The sequence below is a fragment of the Oceanihabitans sediminis genome (assembly GCF_003337215.1).
GTDB classification, from domain to species: domain Bacteria; phylum Bacteroidota; class Bacteroidia; order Flavobacteriales; family Flavobacteriaceae; genus Oceanihabitans; species Oceanihabitans sediminis.
Genome location: NZ_QPIG01000002.1, coordinates 155,231 through 173,103, shown reverse-complemented (window position 1 = coordinate 173,103; position 17,873 = coordinate 155,231). Strand labels below are relative to the sequence as shown.

Below are 17,873 nucleotides of genomic sequence, written 5' to 3'. Positions count from 1 at the left end.
TGGATTATTATTAGTTATATTTAGAAAAATACATATGTATTGTGTTTTGGGTCAGCGAGTTATGATTCGTAGAATTCGAAAGCTTCAAGTATGGTTTCGTTTGATACGGTGCAGTTGATTTTAGGTTTTCCGATTGTTTCTAAAAGTACAAAGTTAATGTTGCCATGCTCATTTTTCTTATCGTAAATAAGTAACTCTATTATAGGGTTGTAGTCTTCTTGTTCGAATTTTACTTTTCCAAATATACTTAAGATGGTGTCTTTAATCTCTTGATTGGTAGGTGTTGCTAAGTTGCAGGTTTTTGTTGAAATATAGCTAGCTAGAATCATTCCTACAGCAATAGCTTCGCCGTGTAGTAATGGTTCCTTTTTTGGGTTACTTAAAAAGTAAGATTCAATAGCGTGACCAAGTGTGTGGCCAAAATTCAGTGTTTTACGTAGGTTTTCTTCTAAAGGGTCCTGTTCTACAATATCTTTTTTGATTTTGATAGATTCGTAAATTAACTCGTCAACGTCATCCGTTGTAAGTTTAGAAAGGTCTTTAAATTTGTTCCAATAGGCTTCGTTAGCAATAAGCCCATGCTTTAGCATTTCAGCAAAACCCGAACGCATCTGGTTTTCTGGTAATGTATTAAGGAAATAGGTGTCGATTAAAACCATTTTGGGAGTATTTATAACACCAATTTGGTTTTTTAGATGACCAAGGTCGATTCCTGTCTTTCCGCCAATAGAAGCGTCAACCATAGCAAGTATTGAAGTTGGAATATTTATAAAATGTATGCCGCGTTTAAAAGTAGAGGCAATAAATCCGCCTAAATCTGTAATTACTCCGCCACCAATATTTAAAATCAAGCTTTTTCTGTCTGCTCCATAATCAGAAAGTGCTTCCCAAAGACCTACACATATTTCAATATTTTTGCTCACTTCGCCAGATTCTATCTCTAAAATATCATAAACAATATCAGAATCTATATTTGCTAGAATATGTGGAACACATTGTGCATTCGTATTTTCGTCTGCAATGATGAAAATTTTAGAATAATTAGCTTCCGATAGGTGTTTGTTTAAAGATTCGTAGGCTTTTTCGTTAAAAAAAATGCTATAATCTTGCGTTTTAAGAGTGGTCATTAATGCTTTAATTTTTTGTGTAAAAATAAGGAGATTTTAAATATAATATGATAGACTTGAATTATATTTGTCGCGTTAAATTATAGACTCATGAAAACAGGTAAAATCTTTGAAAATACAGAGATAGCTTTCGCTTTAAAAAATGATGCACAATTACAAAGAGCATATTTATTGTTTAAAATGATAGCAAATGCACCATTGGTACGTATTGGAACGGCTTTAGCTAATTTTGCTTTAAAGGCCAATTTACCTGTGGAAGGAATTATACGTTCTACTGTTTTTGATCATTTTTGTGGTGGAGTAAATGAAGATGATTGTTTGCCAGTAATAGAAAGCATGTATACTAAAGGGGTGAGTTCTGTTTTGGACTACTCGGTGGAAGGAAAAGCGAATGAAGCAGAATTTGACTCGGCAATGGAGAAGGTTTTAAAAATCATTGATTTTGCTAAAGAAAAAGAAAGTATGCCTATTGCTGTTTTTAAACCAACAGGCTTTGGAAGATTTTATTTATACGAAACTCTAAGTGCTGGAAAAACACTAACTCCTCAAGAACAAGAGGAGTGGTATAGAGTAGAGGCGCGATTTGATAAAGTTTGTAAAATAGCAAAAGAAAAAGATGTTATTGTTTTAATAGACGCTGAAGAAAGTTGGATGCAAGATGCTGCCGATGCTTTAGTAACTAAAATGATGCAACGATATAATACTGAAAAACCTATTGTTTACAATACATTACAGATGTATAGACACGATAGATTGGTTTTCTTGAAAAAAGAAGAAGCTTTAGCTAAGGCGAATAATTATTTCCTAGGTTATAAAGTTGTTCGTGGAGCTTATATGGAAAAGGAAAATGAAAGAGCAGAGAAGCATGGTTATCCAACTCCTATATGCGAAAGTAAGCAGGCAACAGATGATAACTTCAATGAGGCTGTAAAATACATGTTAGATAATATTGAGAGGATGTCTTTATTTGTTGGAACCCATAACGAATTAAGTAGTTATTTGGTAATGGAACAGATAAAGGATATGAATTTGGAAAGTAATGACCCTAGAGTTTGGTTAGGGCAGCTTTACGGTATGAGTGATCATATTAGTTTTAATCTAGCTCATCATGGCTATAATGTGGCAAAATACATACCGTTTGGTCCTGTTAAAGATGTGATGCCATACCTTATTAGAAGGGCAGAGGAAAACACATCTGTAGCAGGACAAACAGGTAGGGAGCTTGCGTTGCTACAGCAAGAAAGAAAGAGGAGGAAAGCTAAGGCTTAAGCAAATTTCCACCATTTTTTATCTTTTGGGTTATTTCCGTAGCCGTAGGTGTAGCTACCGCTTTTTTTCTGATTAACAGCATTTAAAAGTATAGCCATATTTGGTAAACGTTTTTCTGTGTACATGGTTTGCGCAATATGTAATTGACGTTTATCAATATAATTTGCTCTAACTACGTAAACAAACATATCTGCATACTGACTAATTAAAAGTGTATCTGTTACCAATCCTACTGCTGCAGTATCTACAATAATATAATCATATTTCGGTTTAACGGCTTCAAATAATTCACCAACTCTTTTGCTCATCAAAAGCTCAGAAGGGTTAGGGGGAATTACTCCAGAAGGAATAACATCTAAAAACTCATTATCAGGATGAGCCGTTATTACATCTTCCACTTTTAATTGCGGATTACCAATATAGTTGGTAATGCCTATTTCATTTTTTATTTTTAAATAGTTGGTTGCTTTTGGAACTCTAATATCTGTTTCTATTAAAAGCACTTTTTTTTCTGAAAATGAAAGGGATAATGCCAGGTTTATTGATGTGTGCGATTTACCTTCCTTGCTAGTTGTAGAGGTAACAAAAATAGTTTTTGCTCTATCTGTAATACCTTGAAGCATGAAATCAATATTGGTTCTTGCAATTCTAAAAGCTTCTGCTTTTGCAGAATAATCTACTTTCTCTATTAATTTTTTTCTGTTATTAGACCTTGGGATGTCGCCAAGATAAGGGACATCGATATTCATTTTAATGTCTTTAATCGTATGAACCTTAGAATCTAATAAGTTAGCTAAATAAATTAATCCTATAGGAAAGCTGGCCCCTAAAATAAATGCAGAAAGATAGACGATTATAGGAACTGGCGTAACAGGTTTAGAACTTGCAAACCCGCTATCAACTAGCTTTGCGTTAGGAGAGGAGATACCGTGAGAAATAGCGGCCTCTTCTCGTTTTTGTAATAAATATAAGTATAGAGATTCTTTAATACTTTGTTGTCGTTGTGTATCTCTAAACTGTCTTTCTTTAGTTGGTGTGGTGTAAATTTGTCCGCTAATTTTGTTAGCCTTTTCGCTTAAAGTTGAAAGGGTTATCTTGTTTGAGGACTTTATGTTATTTAGGTTTTGATTTAAATTTCCTTTTAGCTCATTAATTTGATTTGTTAGATTTACTACCGTAGGGTTCTTTTCGCTAGAATGCTTCAGAAGCCTGTTTCTTTCAATAACTAAATCGTTGTGTCTTCTAGTAATTTCGCTTATAGAAGTTTCTTCAATACCGATATTTGAGGGTAATAAGTCGGAAGTGTCATTGTTTTCGTCAACAAACTCCTTCATATAATCAATAAGCTGAATTTGATTGGTAGTTTTGATTATTTGCGACTCGTTATCTCTTTCGTTTTGAAGAAAAATATTCGATTGGGTCGCTAAATCTGAAAGTCTATTTCTTTTTTGAATAGTTTCGGCTGTTAAATCTACTTCTCCAAGTTCTTTGGAAACAATTTCTAATCTACTATTAATAAAATCTGAAGTTACTTCTACTACTTTTTCTTTGTCATTTACAACATCTTGATTATAAACCTCTATAAGTTTGTTTAAAAACAAGGTGGCTTTTTCTAAAGAATTATCTTTTATAGCAAGATTAATAATGGTAGAATATTCTTTAGTTTCAATTTCTAGGTTCTTTTTATAGTGGCTAGTAACTTTATTTATTGGAGTGATTTTTATGGTGATGTTTGCTCCAATTCTTTTTCCTTCGGGATTATCTCCCGGAGTAATAATTACGTCGCCAAAGCCTGTTTTAATTGGTTTACCGAAGCTGTGAAGTGTTCCTTGATCTTCAATATTTTTGACTTTAGACTTATAGAACTTTTCTTTTTCTGTGATTCCTTTTAAAAGGAATTGTGTTTCAGACTGAATTTTTACATTCATAATAGTGTCTGTAAGGAAGAGTACAGAATCGGTGGCACTGAAGTTTAGGATTAATGGCGGATTGTTATACACTTCATATTTTTGAATTCTACCTTCTACAAAGTATTGAATATTGAATTTTAGACTTTTAACCGCTTCTTCAACTAGAGTTCTAGATCCAATAATCTCTGTTTCATCTAGAACATTATTCAAATCTTTTTTAAACAAACCATAGTTTTGTAAAGAAGAGAGCTCTGGCAATTTTGTGGTTTGTCTATCGTCTTTTATTTGAATAGTTGCCGTTGCCTTGTATTGATACGTGGCGTATCTTAAGAAAACGAATGCTAGCGCTAAAGCGAAAACAATGCAAAGCAGTATCATTTTCCATTTGCTTAAATAAGGATCTACAATATCCCTAAAATGCTCGTTCTGTTTTGGTGATTTCTTGTTCATGGCTAGTTTTTTATTTTACTATAATAGCAGTAAGTGAAACTAAAACAGCTAGAGCAGAAACTACTACAGCGGTATTTTGGTTGTATGTAGAGGAGCGTATTTTTGCTTTGTTAGGTGCAACATAAATAACATCATCTTGTGTTAAATAATAATTAGGATTATTTATTACATCGATTGATGTTAAGTCTAAAACGGCATATTTCTTTTTACCATTATTCTCTCTAATTAGCAAAATGTTGTCTCTTTTACCTTGAATGGTTAAGTCACCTGCGTGTCCTAAAGCTTCAGGAAGGGAGATTTTTTCATCTTCTAAAATAAAGGTTCCTGGATTACGTACTTCGCCTAAAATAGTTACCGTAAAGTTTATTAGTCTTATGTTTACGATAGGATCTTTTAAGTATTCCTTTAACATGGTTTTTAAAAGTTCTGTTGCTTCTGTTCTACTTAAACCCCCTAGTTTAATTTGACCTAAAACAGGGAACTCAATGAATCCGTTTTGGTCTACTAAATAGGTTTGCATTTTTGTGGATCCTTGAGTGATAATTTCAGATTGTCCTTCGTAAGTAGTTGGCAGATTAAAAGGTCTAGCCGCTTGCGGATCGATAGAAGAAACAATAATAGAGAGCTTGTCGTTGGTTTTGTAAACAATATCTGTATTGAAGTCTATTTCTTCAAAACCTTCAAGTGGTTGGTCTTGAAAGTAGGTGATTTCCTGTGTGGTTGCACAGGATGCGAAAAGTAAAATGCTAAAAAGTAAAACAGCAATACTTGCGCTTAGGTGATTGAAAATTGATTTCATGGATTAATAGCTTTAATGGTTTAATTTATATTTAATACGTCATATTTGGAATTGTTGGGTTTATATTCAGGGACTATATCTTTGATTATAGAGACTATTTCGATATTAGACGAAGTAGAATCTATATGTAAAAGAGATTTTATTTTTTCAAATTGCATTTCATGTACGTTTCTACATTTAGCAATCATAATTTTTTCGTTATAGGTTGGCTTGCTGTTCTCTCCGTCTACCAAGAGTTCTTCGTAAATCTTTTCTCCAGGCCTTAATCCTACAATTTTAATGTCAATATCTTCTGGGTATTTTAGTCCAGAAAGGGATATCATGTTTTTAGCTAAGTCTATAATTTTTATAGGTTTACCCATGTCGAACACAAAAATTTCTTCTCCTAGACCCATTGCGGCAGCTTCTAGAACTAACTGACTAGCTTCGGGTATTGTCATGAAGTATCTGATAATGTCTTTATGTGTTACTGTTATAGGGCCTCCGGCTTCAATCTGTTTTTTAAATAAAGGGATTACTGAGCCGTTAGATCCTAAAACGTTTCCGAATCTAGTAATGATGAATTTTGTTTTTCCTTTTTCAAATTTCTTATGAAAGAATAGGCAAATCTCTGCAATTCGTTTGGTGGCACCCATTACGTTTGTTGGGTTAACCGCTTTGTCTGTGGAGATTAAAATAAACTTATCTGCTCCGTGTTTTAAAGCTAATTCTGCAGTATTGCAAGTCCCTTGAACATTAACACTTACGGCTTCATAAGGATTTTGTTCCATCAACGGAACATGTTTATATGCTGCAGCGTGAAAAATAATTTCAGGTCTATAATTATTGAAAATTTTATCTAATCGTGCTTTGTTTCTAACGTCTGCAACAATTGCTTCGATATTATTGATTTTGTTTTGGATTAACTCTTGTTGTAAGTCGTATAAAGCGGATTCTGAATTATCAATAAGAATTAGTTTTTTGTATTGATAAGCGCTTAATTTTCTGACTAATTCGCTTCCTATAGATCCGGCAGCTCCGGTAACAAGAAGCACTTTGTTGTTGTATTCGTCAACAAGTAGCGGGTTGTTTATTTTAATAGGTTCTCTTCCAAGAAGGTCTTCAATTTTGATATCTTTTATTTGCCCGATGCTTAAGTCGCCATCGATCCAGTGATTTACATCTGGTACAATTTTTACTTTTAGGTTTAGAGAAAATAGGTTTCCAGAAATCTCTAAAAGTTTATTAGAATCAATGTTTTGAATTGAAATTATTACTTCTTCAATATTATTTTTTTTAATAAATTCTTTGGTGATTTTTTGTGGATCATAAACATTAATCATATTAATGTTTTTCCCTATTTTTCCTTCGTTATCATCTAAAAATCCAAATACTTTAATATTACTTTTCGGATCGTTTGAAATGGCATCATAAGTTACCATTCCAGAAGTTCCAGCTCCGTAAATTAGTACATTCTTTTGGTTTTCTACTTCTAAAAATAAACTTCTATATAGCTCTTTTATAGAGAATTTCGCCCCTATTATAAAGAATATGTTTAATAGTAAATGTGTGTAAATTATAGAACCAGGAATGTCGAATACACTATCGAAATGGTAGTTTCTACTTAGGTAGGTTGCAACTATTAAAATGGTAGCTAATATATTTAAACCAATTATTACGTTGATGATGTCTTTTATGCCTGTAAATCTGACAACTCCTTTATGGGATTTAACTACTAGAAAGCTAATTACTGTGGCGGTAAAAACAAAAGGAAGTTGCAGTAAAAATGTTTGTATATTGAAATCTAGCTCAAAATTATGGCTGATTACATAGGCAATAAAGAAGGAGCATATTACAATAACAGAATCAAACAAAAGCACTAACCATTTGGAAGCGTATCTTTCGGTGTATTTTCTTAATATGTTGTTGTATTTACTCAAAATACGATATGATTAAGTCTGTTATTCGTTTTAAATCAGTTTCGCTAAGGTTGGAGCCGCTTGGAAGGCATAAACCTCTTTCGTATAGTTTGTTGCTCACGCCGTTTAAATAGGAAGGAGCATCTTTGTAAAGCGTTTGTAAATGCATTGGTTTCCAAGAAGGTCTTGCTTCAATATTGTTTTTCGCTAAAAGGTTCATTAGCTTGTCTCTTGTTTCCTTGCTATCCACTAATACACAACTCAGCCATCTATTGGAATAAAAGCCTTCAGGTTCTTGTGTAAATTGAATAGTTTTAATTGCTCTTAAATGTTTTTGGTAGTATTCATAGTTTCTTCGTCTTAGAGCAACATGTTTGTCTAACACTTTCATTTGTCCTCTGCCAATTCCAGCAGATATATTAGACATTCTATAGTTGTACCCAAGAGTTTGATGGCTATACTCTATGCCATCTTCTTTAGCTTGTGAGGCTAAAAAAACAGCTTTCTTTTTAAGTGTTTGATTTTTGCTTATTAGTGCGCCACCACCTGATGTTGTGATTATTTTGTTTCCGTTAAAAGAAAGAATGGAGAAATCTCCAAAAGTTCCGCATTTTTGATTATTCACTTGACTACCAAAAGCTTCAGCGCTATCCTCTATAACAGCGATATTATATCGATTAGAGATTTCTTGTATTTGCTGTACTTTGTATGGCATTCCGTATAAATTTATTGCTATAATAGCTTTTGGTTTTTTACCTTTATTTATTCTGTCCTTTATTGCTTTTTCTAGTAGAATAGGGCATAAATTCCATGTTTCCTCTTCACTATCTACTAAAATTGGCTTTGCACCTAAATACTTTACTGGGTTTACAGATGCCACAAATGTTTTTGTTTGGCATATAACCTCATCATCTTGTTTTACACCTAATAAAATTAGGGCTAGATGTATTGCTGCTGTTCCAGAACTTAAAACGGTTACTTGTATATTTTGACCTAGATACGTTTTTATATCGTTTTCAAAACCATTTACGTTTGGTCCTAAGGGAGCAATCCAATTATGTTTAAATGCTTCTTCAATGAATTCTTGTTCGTTTCCACTCATGTGAGGTGGCGATAACCAGATTCTTGAATTCGTATTCGATTCATTAATAGTCATATAAATATTGTTGTTTTTACACTATAAATCAAAAATAAACGATGAATAACTAATATCAACGATTTTTGTTTTAAAAATAAAAAGTATGTTGTTTAAATATGTATAAAAACGATTCAATATTTTAAAATATACTACAACAGTATGATGACTATACTCAAGTTTGCTAAATTCGTTTTATTTAGGGAGGTGATAAATTTTGCTATTGCAATACTTTAAATATACGAAATTATAAGAAAGTAGCTACATTTTTTTATCTTTATTAAATAAAGAAATGCTAGCAGGCTTTTTCTTTAAGGAGTTAGCAATGTGCGGATTAGAACTTAGTTAAACCTTTTGTTTAAGTATGTGTAATTTAGTTAAAGTAAAACTTTAAGTGTTTGTGTTAAATCTATTTGAATGTTGTTGTTACGATTTTAATCATTCCCTTCTTTAGAAAATAATTCTGCTAAGTTTGTCATGGTCTTGCTTGTGAAGTTATACGTGTGACTTAGCATACTATAATGCAAAAATATCTCTTCTAAAGATTTGAAATTCTCTTCCGTATTTTCTCCAAAATTATGTGGATGCCACCATAAATGATATACTTGTTTCTTTTTGGCAGCATGTGTCATTCCTTTTTTTATTCTCAGGATTTTTGTGGCCTCTAAAAAGCTTAACTTTTTGCTGTAAGATCTTAAAAATCTACTAGAGGCAATGTTTACTAATCCGTGATGTGTTTGTAAATCGTTTGTATTGTGTCCAGAAATATTCATATAAGCATCTAATAGCCTGTAAACTCTATGCTTTAGGTTTTCAAGTTTTTCTGTATTATGGGTATCGTACATCCAGTGTTTTTCGATACCTCTATAGCTTGTTAATCCATGTTTATAACAAATCTTCAAACAATCATCGTTAATTTGATTTCTTGGAAATGCTATACTTTTAATACTTAAGCCGTGCTGCTGCTTGGCAATTGCGATGTTTGCTAATAAATCAGCTTCAAACTGTTCTGGAGTTTGTCCTACTTCATTACAATAATAATGAGAAAATGTATGGCTTCCTATTTCGTGATTTGGGTTTTGTTTAATTAATGAAACCAATGACGTCGCATAATGATAAGGATCTTCTTTTTCGTTATTTCCAATGTGTTCAATTAGCCTATAAGAGCTGAAGTTTTTTTTAGAATAACTAGGTTTAGAATTTGGACTATATGCAATTAATTCTTCTTTATTTTTTGCTAATAAGAAACCTACAGTAGCAAAGGTTAGCTTGATATTATATCTGTCGCTAAGCTTTAATAACCTCGGAATAATTTCCGAAACTTTTTCAATATTAGATTTGTAATCTTCTAAGGAACGAACATCAAAAACACCCCAGTATAATTCGAAGTCTAATGAAATTACCAAATGTCCTTGTGAGAGTTTCATTTTATAATGGTTAGAATGGTTTTCAGAATAATTTTGACATCCGTAAATACAGAAGGCTTTGAAATATACTTTTTATTTAAAGCTATTTTCTTCGGCATGATTTCTTCAATATATAGTTTTTCAGGGTCTTTTGTTTCTTTAAGTAGTTCGGCTTCATCTCTAAAAGCAATAGAGGCATAGTCGGTAATACCAGGTTTTACTTGTAAAATTTGTAAATATTCTTTCGTATAATAATCTACATATTTTCTAACTTCAGGTCGCGGACCAACAAAGCTCATGCTTCCGTTTAAAACATTGATGAGTTGTGGAAGTTCGTCAAGTTTATACTTGCGTAAATAATAACCAATTTTAGTTACTCTAGAGTCTTTATCTCCAAGGGTTAGCAAGCCTTTTTTGTCAGAACCAACATACATGGTTCTAAATTTAAAAATCTTAAAATCTTGATTATTCTTTCCTACTCTTGTTTGCATATAAAAAACAGGGCCTTTCGATTCTATTTCTATTAGAATAGAAATTAGTAACAAAATAGGAGAAGTAGCGATTAAACCTAGTAATGAAAAACATATGTCAAATAATCTTTTGGTCATAAAGTGGTTTCTACAGCATTTGTAATTGTGTTTACAATATAGTGTAATTGTTCTTTATTTAACTGCGGATATATTGGTAAAGATATTTCAGATTTATAATTATTGTATGCAACCGGGAAGTCTTTAATTTCATATCCGTAGGATTTAAACAGGCTTAATAGAGGTAAAGGCTGAAAGTGAACATTTACAGCAACATCATTTTGAGCAATTTTATCAATAATAGCATCTCTACGATATTCGGAAGCTCCATTTATTCTCAAAGCATATAAATGACAGGAGGATATTTTTTCATCATCTCGAAAAGGGGGTAAGATTGCCCATTCCTTTGAAGAAAAGTAATCTTGATAAAACTGAAATATTTCTTTTCGTTTATTTAATATGGTATCAAAATATTCAGGTAGTTGCGCAACACCAACGGCAGCAAGTAAATCTGGGAGATTCATTTTTAATCCCGGATAAATAATATCATATCGCCAACCTCCAGCTTTAGACTTTGTAAAAGCATCTTTGGTTTGTCCGTTTAATGAGAAACATCTTAAAAAATTATATTCCTCTTGGTTGTCAAAAGGTTGCGGCAGGTTTAAGCATACAGCACCACCTTCGGCGGTTGTGATGTTTTTAACAGCATGAAATGAAAACACTGTTATATCTGTGGTTGCTCCAATAAATTTGTTTTTGTACTGCGCTCCAATAGCATGAGCAGCATCTGAAATGATCAAAATTCTACCGAGTTTTTTTTGGTTTTCATGTGTAGGGTGAAAAATATCTCTTGTATTGTCTACTAAATTGTTTATAGCGTCATAGTCGCAGGGCCAACCTGCAATATCTACAGGAATTATAGCTTTTGTATCTTCCGTTATGGCGTTTCTAATAGCCTTTACGGAAATATTGAAGTCATCTTCAACGTCTACCAAAATAGGTGTTGCACCAACGTGAACTACAGCAAGGGCAGTTGCAGCATAAGTATAAGAAGGTACAATAACCTCATCGCCCTCGCCAATGCCATACCATTTTAAGGCAAGCATAAGACCTGATGTAGCAGAATTAACTCCTAGTGCATTAGGTGATTTTGTATAGAAGCAGATAAGCTCTTCTAATTTTTTAACTTTTGGACCTGTGGTAATCCATCCAGATTGAAGTGTTTCGGTTACTCCTTGAATAACAGCATGGTTAATGAAGGGAGGTGAAAATGGAATTTTCATCTTCTAAGGTTTTATGATTAATAGCTTTGTTAAAGATATTAATATATTGTTTAGAAACATTTTCTAAACTGAACCTTTCAACGTGTTTTAATGCATTTTCAGCTAATTCATTAGCTAAATCTCTATTTTCAGCTAAACGAATCATTGCTTTTGCTAATTCTAGCGAGTTTTTTAAAGGAACCAATAAGGCTTCTTTTTCATGCCTACAAAACTCTTTAACTCCTGTTGTGTCTGTTGCAATAATTGGGAGCCCAACAGCTGCAGCTTCCATTAAAACCCTTGCAAAACCTTCTCTAAAAGTTGGGAGTACAAAGGCATCAGAAGCAAGAAGTAATTCGTAAACATCTCTTCTGCTTCCAAGTATATCTACAATATCCTTGTATTGATCTAGTATTCCTTGATTTAAACGCTTACTGTTTTCTTCCAAAGGGCCAACTAAAAGAATTTTAAAATGATGACCTTCCTTTTCACAAATTCTAGCAGCTTCTAAAAGATTGATTATTCCTTTTTCATAAACTAAACGGGCTACACAGATAAAAGTGAATATTTTATTATTTCGTTTAGCAATCTCAGGATAATACTTTAATTCTATTCCGCTGCTAAAGATAAGTTCGTGATTTTCATCGGAAATTAAGTCGTGACTTTTATAAATATCTCTATCATCATAGTTCTGAAAAATGGTTTTATAAACTCGGTTTTTAACAGATTTATGTAATAGGTAATAGGATTTTCTAAGAATAGTATAGTAAATACTAGATGCCATAAATATTGTTCCTAGCCCTGTAATGGTTCTTGTTATTGGGGTATTTGTGTTTTTTAACGCTAAAGGAACTAAAAATGCGGGTTTTGTATCGAAGGTATGAATGACATCAAAGGAATTTTTTGCAAAATATTTTTTAAAGAAATCAATGGTTTTTAAATCGGAAATAGGAGAGAAGTGTCTAACTAAATTATAGGGCACATACTCTATAGAGTCAGGAAACTTTACTGTACTGGTACCAAGAATAGTTACTTGAAAACCTTCTTTTTCAAGGTAGCTTGATAAGGCTATACGTTTATGCACGTCTTCACCACCAACAAGACAAATTCTTTTACTCATAATTAAATATACAACTAAAATAAGATAAGTTTTTAGTTTCTTGAAAATTGTTCTAAATTAGATAGCATAAAACGCTGTTTATGTTAAAGTTTGCCAGGTATTTATACCACAATACATGGGTTGGAAAGAAAGTAGTAGACGCTATTTTTGATTTGCATCATTTTTATAGGTCGCGTTTTCTGGATGATGCCACTTTTTTAAAGCAAAATTTCAAAAAACGCTTTGGTAGAACTTTAGATTTAGACAATCCTAAAACCTTAAATGAAAAAATAAATTGGTTAATGCTTCACGATAGAACGAGTTTGCATACTAAATGTGCAGATAAGTTTGAGGTTCGTGATTTTGTTAAAGAGACCATTGGAGATCAGTATTTAATTCCATTAGTTTTTCAGAGTTATAATCCTAAGGATGTTATTCCATCTAATTTCCCAGACTTTCCGTTTATTATAAAAGCAAACCACGATAGTTCAGGTGGTATAATTGTTAAAGATGTCACTGCTGTAGATTGGAAAAAAACTCAAAAGCATTTTAAGAATTTACTTAAAAAAAATTATTATTATTCTAGTAAAGAATGGCAGTATAAAAACATAAAACCTTGTGTTATTGCTGAAAAACTATTAGTTAATGAAGCTGGTGAAATACCTTTTGATTATAAATTACATTGTTTTCACGGAAAAGTAGAAGTGATACAAGTAGATATTGACAGGTACACGAATCATAAAAGAAATTTATATGATACTGCATGGAATTTGTTGCCTTTCACATGGTCTTTATGGAAAGATGGAGAGCCTCTTTGGAATAATGGTAGAGATATTGAAAAACCGAAGAATTTAGATGAAATGTTGCAGGTTGCAGAAAAACTTTCTGAAACATTTAGGTATGCAAGAATAGATTTATATGATTTTGAAGATAAGGTTTATTTTGGTGAAATAACTTTTCATCACGGTAGTGGTTTAGAGACCATTTACCCTGAAGCGTGGGATTATACATTAGGAGCAAAAATTAACTTATAAACAGGTGTGTTTGTACCATTTCTGAAAGGTGTAAAATGTCCAAACCTTATAACTATTATCTTCTTTTCCTGATAAATGATTATTTACTAATTCCTTAGTGTAATTTATATGAAACAAGTTCTGTTCTTCTAAAAACTTGGTTTCTGTATAGCTTTCTAATTCTTTTTTTAACCCTGAACGTAGCCAATCACCAACGGGAACTAAAAAACCTTTTTTCGATTTGTCTAGAAAACCTTCAGGGAATTCATGTTTAAAAGCTTCTTTTAAAATATATTTTTTATTGAAGCCTTTTAGTAGAAAATCTTCAGGAAGACTATTGGCAAACTCCCAAAGCGTTTTGTTTAAAAAGGGCGCTCTACATTCTAAGGAATTCAACATACTAGTTCTATCTACTTTTGGGAGCATGTCTCCTTCAAGACTTATTAACCTGTCTATTTCACGATAGTCATGTACGGTTTTTGGCTTTTCAATTGCTGTTTTTTCTTTATAATAGTCAAACAGATTATTTTCAATGAAATCTGATTTTATAAAATTTTCTATTTCGTTACCAAAGCCTTGAGAAATAATATTCCAATAATGTTCATTGTTGTAGTTAATAGCATTTATAAACTTCTTAACCTTAAAGCGTTTACCTCTATTGTCATCTTTTGTAGAGAGTAGCTTATTTAAAACACTCTTTGATGTATTGTGTAGAAACTCCGGAATAATACTAGTGTATTTGCTATTTAGTTTTCCTATATAGTACTTATTATAGCCACCAAAAACTTCGTCGCCACCATCACCTGTTAAGGCTACCTTTAAATAATCTCTTGTTTTGTTTGCTACTATATAACTTGGTAAAGCAGAAGAATCTGCGAAAGGCTCATCAAAATTTAAAAGAATTTCATGAATGTTTTTTTCTAAATCTTTTTCTGAGATTATAAATTCATGATGCTTACTTCCAATAAGTTTGGCTACTAGTTGTGATTTGTCTGTTTCATTAAAGGATGTTTTTTCAAAACCTATAGAAAAAGTATCAATTTTTTGACTGCTTAGTTTTGCTAAACCGAAACTTACAATGGAAGAATCTACTCCGCCAGAAAGGAATGTTCCTATTGGTACATCACTTATAGAGCGACTTTCAATGCTCTGCATCATGAGATCATTCAATTTGCTTTTAGCATCTTGAAAGGAGATTTCTTGTTTTTCTTTTTTAACTTTACTTATTGCGTGTATTTCAAAGTTGTTGCTTGTTATATCGAATGCTATATAATTATTTGCTTCTAACTTGTGAATATTTTCATAAATAGTAAACGGAGCAGGAGTGTAGGTTAGTCTGAAATATAAGTTTAATCCTTTTTTTGAAATTTTAGGCTTCTCATTCAAATTGCTAATAATTGATTTTAGCTCGGAAGCCCAATAAAAATCATTTTCGTTTTGATAATAATACAAAGGTTTTTCGCCGAAAAAATCACGAGCTATAAAAACCTTACTTCTTTTTTTGTCATAAATACTGAAGGCAAACATACCATCTAATTCCGAAAAACTATTTTCGCCCTTAGCTTCGTATAGTTTTAAAATAACTTCGGTATCACTTTTTGTTTGGAAGTTAACTCCTTCTTTTTCTAGTTTCTTTTTTAGTATTTGATAATTGTATATTTCTCCATTGAAGACTATCACTATCTTTTTGTCTTCGCTGTAAATAGGTTGTTTACCAGTGCTTAAATCAATAATAGAAAGTCTTCGCATGGCCATTCCTATAGTAGACTGATGGTGGTTTTGTATGAAAAAACCATCTTCATCTGGTCCACGATGAAAGATAAGCTGATTCATTTTTTGTAATGAATTTCTAGCCCTTTCTTCCGTGGTATTTCTGCTTATAAGTCCGTTTATTCCACACATAAATACTTGTCTATTAGGTTTTTTGTTTGTTTTCCAATTTCAGAAATATCATATTGTTTCGCTTTTTGAAAACTTAAGTTACTATAGTTTTTACGAACATCTTCTTGGTTTTTATAATAAGAAATGGCCTTTGCTAGTCCTTGCTTATCATCTACATTAACAAGTAAACCATATTTTGCTTTATAGAAGTTTCCGATTTCAATTTCCACTTCTTCGTTGTCGTTTAATAATTCTAAAGGGCCAGACATGCAATTGGTTGCAATAACAGGTACTCCTAGCGACATGGCTTCTAGTATAACATTTGGAAATCCTTCTGAAAGTGAAGTTAAAACAAGACAATGGTGTTTTTGAATTTCTTGATCTATGCTATTACTGTTTCCTTTAAATATAATAAGCTCATTTAGTTTTAAAGAGTTTGTAAGATTTTTTAAATCTTCTTCTAAAATACCTGCACCGTAAATATTTAGTTCTACTTTTTCTTCTAAAAGAGGGATGGTTTCAATTAAACTTTTATAGTTTTTAACCGGATTTAATCTTCCAACTGCAATTATTTTAAAAGGATTTTTTTCTTTAGGGTTTTTAACAAAATCCGGCTGTTGTTCTAATGTGTAAATTGGATTATATAGCACATAGGAAGGAATGTTAAGATCAAAGTTTTCACTTAAATCCTTATTGATATGTATAGAATTGGAAAACAAAGCATCGTTTTTATTATAGAAGTACTTTACTAGTTTTTTTCCTGTAGAATCATAAGTTTTAGAAGGAAAGCAACGTTCGCTAATGATGGTTTTTAATTTCGGATTTCTCATTTTAGTAATACTATTTATGATGTTTTGTTTCACTAAAAAGGAAATGCTAATGTCTATGTTGTTTTCTTTTAGGATTTTAGAATATATAATCGCGCTATAAAGAAATGTTTTCAGTTTTGTAGAAGCTGCATGGTTATAATGGTGTTTCATTTTTGAAATAGGGATAATTTGAACATCTTTATGAATAGCTAAGTCCACAGTGTTAAACATAAGTACTAGTGTAACATTGTAATATTTCACTAGCTCATTCGCAAGTCTACAGACAACACGTTCTGTACCGCTATAGCTAATAAAAGCAGCAAATAATGCTATGTTTTTTTTATTCTTCATGAAGGATAATTTCTTTACTTAATAAAGCTTCTGAAAACTTCTCTGCGCCAACATCTGTTAAATGTGCATAATCAATCCAGTATTTTAGCTCATTATTATTTTCAAAAAAGTGTGTGTAATCATAATATTTTATATTGTTTTCTTTTAAAATTTCAGCTATAATAGCATTGTCGTCTAAGCATTCATCCGTATAAAGGGGAGATGTAATAGCTATTAAGTTTTTATTGTTTTCTTTACAAAAGGCAATGATTTCTTTTAAATATCTAAGATAAATTTCGTTGATTTTCAGGTCGTCTCGACAAGAAGAATCCATATCATTTCTAGCTAAAATCTTCTTAAACATTTCTGCATCCGTTTTACTTAAGGGCATAGGGTCGTAGCCGTAATATCCTTTAGGATTGTATTTAGGAAATACTGCGTTTTTTAGAATACCTAATACAGAGCCGTTGTAGTCTATACACCAAAAGAATTTTTGAAAAACATTGTTTTGGTTCATTTTAGTTAATTCTTCTTTAATAATATCGTTAGTATGGTATTTTACCATTAACGATTTAATTTCATCAATTCTATATGTTGGCCTAAAAGCTACATTTGGTTCTACATGTAAAAGCACATTTTGAGCTGTGTTTTTAGGAAGCAGTTTGATTAGTATGGCGCTATGTGCTATAAATTTACCGTCCATACCCATATTGTAACTAGACCTTGTTAGTTTTCTAATATCTATATGGTGATTAGCTCTTGAGTTACCAAATACAATAGTTTTTGTTGTATCTTTTATTTGTAGATATTGATTGAGTTTTCCAATTGCTTGACCCGAATAAACATTCTCACTTATTTTAGTAATTGTGAAATAAACAATCTTGTCGATTACAAAGGATAATAAAACAATCAAGCCAAGTATTTTTATGATATGTAAGAGGTTTGCTTTTGTCATGAT

At 31.9% G+C, this 17,873-nt stretch carries 14 protein-coding genes; 2 read left to right on the top strand and 12 right to left on the bottom strand.

Translation table 11 applies throughout. The features are described from left to right. Positions 1 to 59: 59 nt before the first annotated feature. Complete coding sequence (gene aroB, locus DU428_RS06515) at positions 60 to 1,127, bottom strand: 3-dehydroquinate synthase (protein ID WP_113966113.1); 1,068 nt, start codon at positions 1,125 to 1,127, stop codon at positions 60 to 62. A 90-nt stretch (positions 1,128 to 1,217) separates the two neighbouring features. Between aroB and DU428_RS06510 the strand changes: the two genes are divergently transcribed. After that, positions 1,218 to 2,396, top strand: coding sequence for a proline dehydrogenase family protein (locus tag DU428_RS06510; RefSeq protein ID WP_113966114.1), 1,179 nt, complete (start codon positions 1,218 to 1,220; stop codon positions 2,394 to 2,396). Here the strand turns inward: DU428_RS06510 and DU428_RS06505 are convergent. The 8 genes from DU428_RS06505 to DU428_RS06470 all read right to left on the bottom strand — a co-directional run bounded on the left by DU428_RS06505 (position 2,393) and on the right by DU428_RS06470 (position 12,903). Beyond that, positions 2,393 to 4,756 carry a GumC family protein gene (locus tag DU428_RS06505; RefSeq protein ID WP_072349179.1) on the bottom strand — a complete coding sequence of 788 codons (2,364 nt, stop codon included), beginning with the start codon at positions 4,754 to 4,756 and terminating at the stop codon, positions 2,393 to 2,395. The two genes, DU428_RS06510 and DU428_RS06505, sit on opposite strands and share 4 nt — an antisense overlap. Before the next feature lie 10 nt (positions 4,757 to 4,766). Beyond that, entirely contained in the window at positions 4,767 to 5,555 is a 789-nt protein-coding gene (locus DU428_RS06500; protein ID WP_072349177.1) for a polysaccharide biosynthesis/export family protein, read from the bottom strand. A gap of 20 nt (positions 5,556 to 5,575) precedes the next feature. Beyond that, positions 5,576 to 7,474: a polysaccharide biosynthesis protein gene (locus DU428_RS06495; RefSeq protein WP_113966115.1), complete on the bottom strand. Its 1,899-nt coding sequence runs from the start codon at positions 7,472 to 7,474 to the stop codon at positions 5,576 to 5,578. Next, positions 7,467 to 8,609 carry a DegT/DnrJ/EryC1/StrS family aminotransferase gene (locus DU428_RS06490; RefSeq protein WP_072349175.1) on the bottom strand — a complete coding sequence of 381 codons (1,143 nt, stop codon included), beginning with the start codon at positions 8,607 to 8,609 and terminating at the stop codon, positions 7,467 to 7,469. The genes DU428_RS06495 and DU428_RS06490 overlap by 8 nt, the downstream gene beginning before the upstream one ends. A 413-nt stretch (positions 8,610 to 9,022) precedes the next feature. Then, positions 9,023 to 10,015 carry a polysaccharide deacetylase family protein gene (locus DU428_RS06485; RefSeq protein WP_072349173.1) on the bottom strand — a complete coding sequence of 331 codons (993 nt, stop codon included), beginning with the start codon at positions 10,013 to 10,015 and terminating at the stop codon, positions 9,023 to 9,025. Beyond that, on the bottom strand, positions 10,012 to 10,602 hold the full coding sequence (locus DU428_RS06480; RefSeq protein WP_072349172.1) for a sugar transferase: 591 nt from the start codon (positions 10,600 to 10,602) through the stop codon (positions 10,012 to 10,014). The genes DU428_RS06485 and DU428_RS06480 overlap by 4 nt, the downstream gene beginning before the upstream one ends. After that, entirely contained in the window at positions 10,599 to 11,804 is a 1,206-nt protein-coding gene (locus tag DU428_RS06475) for a DegT/DnrJ/EryC1/StrS family aminotransferase (protein ID WP_072349170.1), read from the bottom strand. Before DU428_RS06475 ends, DU428_RS06480 begins: the two co-directional genes overlap by 4 nt. Beyond that, positions 11,773 to 12,903 carry a glycosyltransferase gene (locus tag DU428_RS06470; RefSeq protein ID WP_113966116.1) on the bottom strand — a complete coding sequence of 377 codons (1,131 nt, stop codon included), beginning with the start codon at positions 12,901 to 12,903 and terminating at the stop codon, positions 11,773 to 11,775. Before DU428_RS06470 ends, DU428_RS06475 begins: the two co-directional genes overlap by 32 nt. An 80-nt stretch (positions 12,904 to 12,983) precedes the next feature. Between DU428_RS06470 and DU428_RS06465 the strand changes: the two genes are divergently transcribed. Beyond that, positions 12,984 to 13,916 carry an ATP-grasp fold amidoligase family protein gene (locus DU428_RS06465; RefSeq protein WP_113966117.1) on the top strand — a complete coding sequence of 311 codons (933 nt, stop codon included), beginning with the start codon at positions 12,984 to 12,986 and terminating at the stop codon, positions 13,914 to 13,916. Here DU428_RS06465 and asnB read toward each other — a convergent pair. From asnB to DU428_RS06450, 3 genes are read right to left on the bottom strand one after another with little or no spacing between them, the layout of a single operon-like run. Beyond that, positions 13,911 to 15,797 (bottom strand): asparagine synthase (glutamine-hydrolyzing), encoded by a 1,887-nt coding sequence (gene asnB / locus DU428_RS06460; protein WP_072349164.1) that lies wholly within the window; start codon positions 15,795 to 15,797, stop codon positions 13,911 to 13,913. The genes DU428_RS06465 and asnB overlap by 6 nt on opposite strands. After that, a complete protein-coding gene (locus tag DU428_RS06455) occupies positions 15,785 to 16,936 on the bottom strand; it encodes a glycosyltransferase (protein WP_072349162.1) in 1,152 nt (383 codons plus the stop codon). The genes asnB and DU428_RS06455 overlap by 13 nt, the downstream gene beginning before the upstream one ends. Continuing rightward, the gene (locus DU428_RS06450) at positions 16,926 to 17,870 is read right to left on the bottom strand and encodes an SGNH/GDSL hydrolase family protein (RefSeq protein ID WP_113966118.1); all 945 of its coding nucleotides are present in this window, start codon (positions 17,868 to 17,870) and stop codon (positions 16,926 to 16,928) included. The genes DU428_RS06455 and DU428_RS06450 overlap by 11 nt, the downstream gene beginning before the upstream one ends. Between the last annotated feature and the right edge of the window lie 3 nt (positions 17,871 to 17,873).

What these genes read in the sequence shown, in the direction of transcription:
- DU428_RS06470 (WP_113966116.1), bottom strand. Translation starts at nt 12,903, where the DNA reads ATGAGTAAAAGAATTTGTCTTGTTGGTGGTGAAGACGTGCATAAACGT.
- DU428_RS06450 (WP_113966118.1), bottom strand. Translation starts at nt 17,870, where the DNA reads ATGACAAAAGCAAACCTCTTACATATCATAAAAATACTTGGCTTGATT.
- asnB (WP_072349164.1), bottom strand. Translation starts at nt 15,797, where the DNA reads ATGTGTGGAATAAACGGACTTATAAGCAGAAATACCACGGAAGAAAGG.
- DU428_RS06505 (WP_072349179.1), bottom strand. Translation starts at nt 4,756, where the DNA reads ATGAACAAGAAATCACCAAAACAGAACGAGCATTTTAGGGATATTGTA.
- DU428_RS06500 (WP_072349177.1), bottom strand. Translation starts at nt 5,555, where the DNA reads ATGAAATCAATTTTCAATCACCTAAGCGCAAGTATTGCTGTTTTACTT.
- aroB (WP_113966113.1), bottom strand. Translation starts at nt 1,127, where the DNA reads ATGACCACTCTTAAAACGCAAGATTATAGCATTTTTTTTAACGAAAAA.
- DU428_RS06475 (WP_072349170.1), bottom strand. Translation starts at nt 11,804, where the DNA reads ATGAAAATTCCATTTTCACCTCCCTTCATTAACCATGCTGTTATTCAA.
- DU428_RS06480 (WP_072349172.1), bottom strand. Translation starts at nt 10,602, where the DNA reads ATGACCAAAAGATTATTTGACATATGTTTTTCATTACTAGGTTTAATC.
- DU428_RS06490 (WP_072349175.1), bottom strand. Translation starts at nt 8,609, where the DNA reads ATGACTATTAATGAATCGAATACGAATTCAAGAATCTGGTTATCGCCA.
- DU428_RS06465 (WP_113966117.1), top strand. Translation starts at nt 12,984, where the DNA reads ATGTTAAAGTTTGCCAGGTATTTATACCACAATACATGGGTTGGAAAG.
- DU428_RS06485 (WP_072349173.1), bottom strand. Translation starts at nt 10,015, where the DNA reads ATGAAACTCTCACAAGGACATTTGGTAATTTCATTAGACTTCGAATTA.
- DU428_RS06510 (WP_113966114.1), top strand. Translation starts at nt 1,218, where the DNA reads ATGAAAACAGGTAAAATCTTTGAAAATACAGAGATAGCTTTCGCTTTA.
- DU428_RS06455 (WP_072349162.1), bottom strand. Translation starts at nt 16,936, where the DNA reads ATGAAGAATAAAAAAAACATAGCATTATTTGCTGCTTTTATTAGCTAT.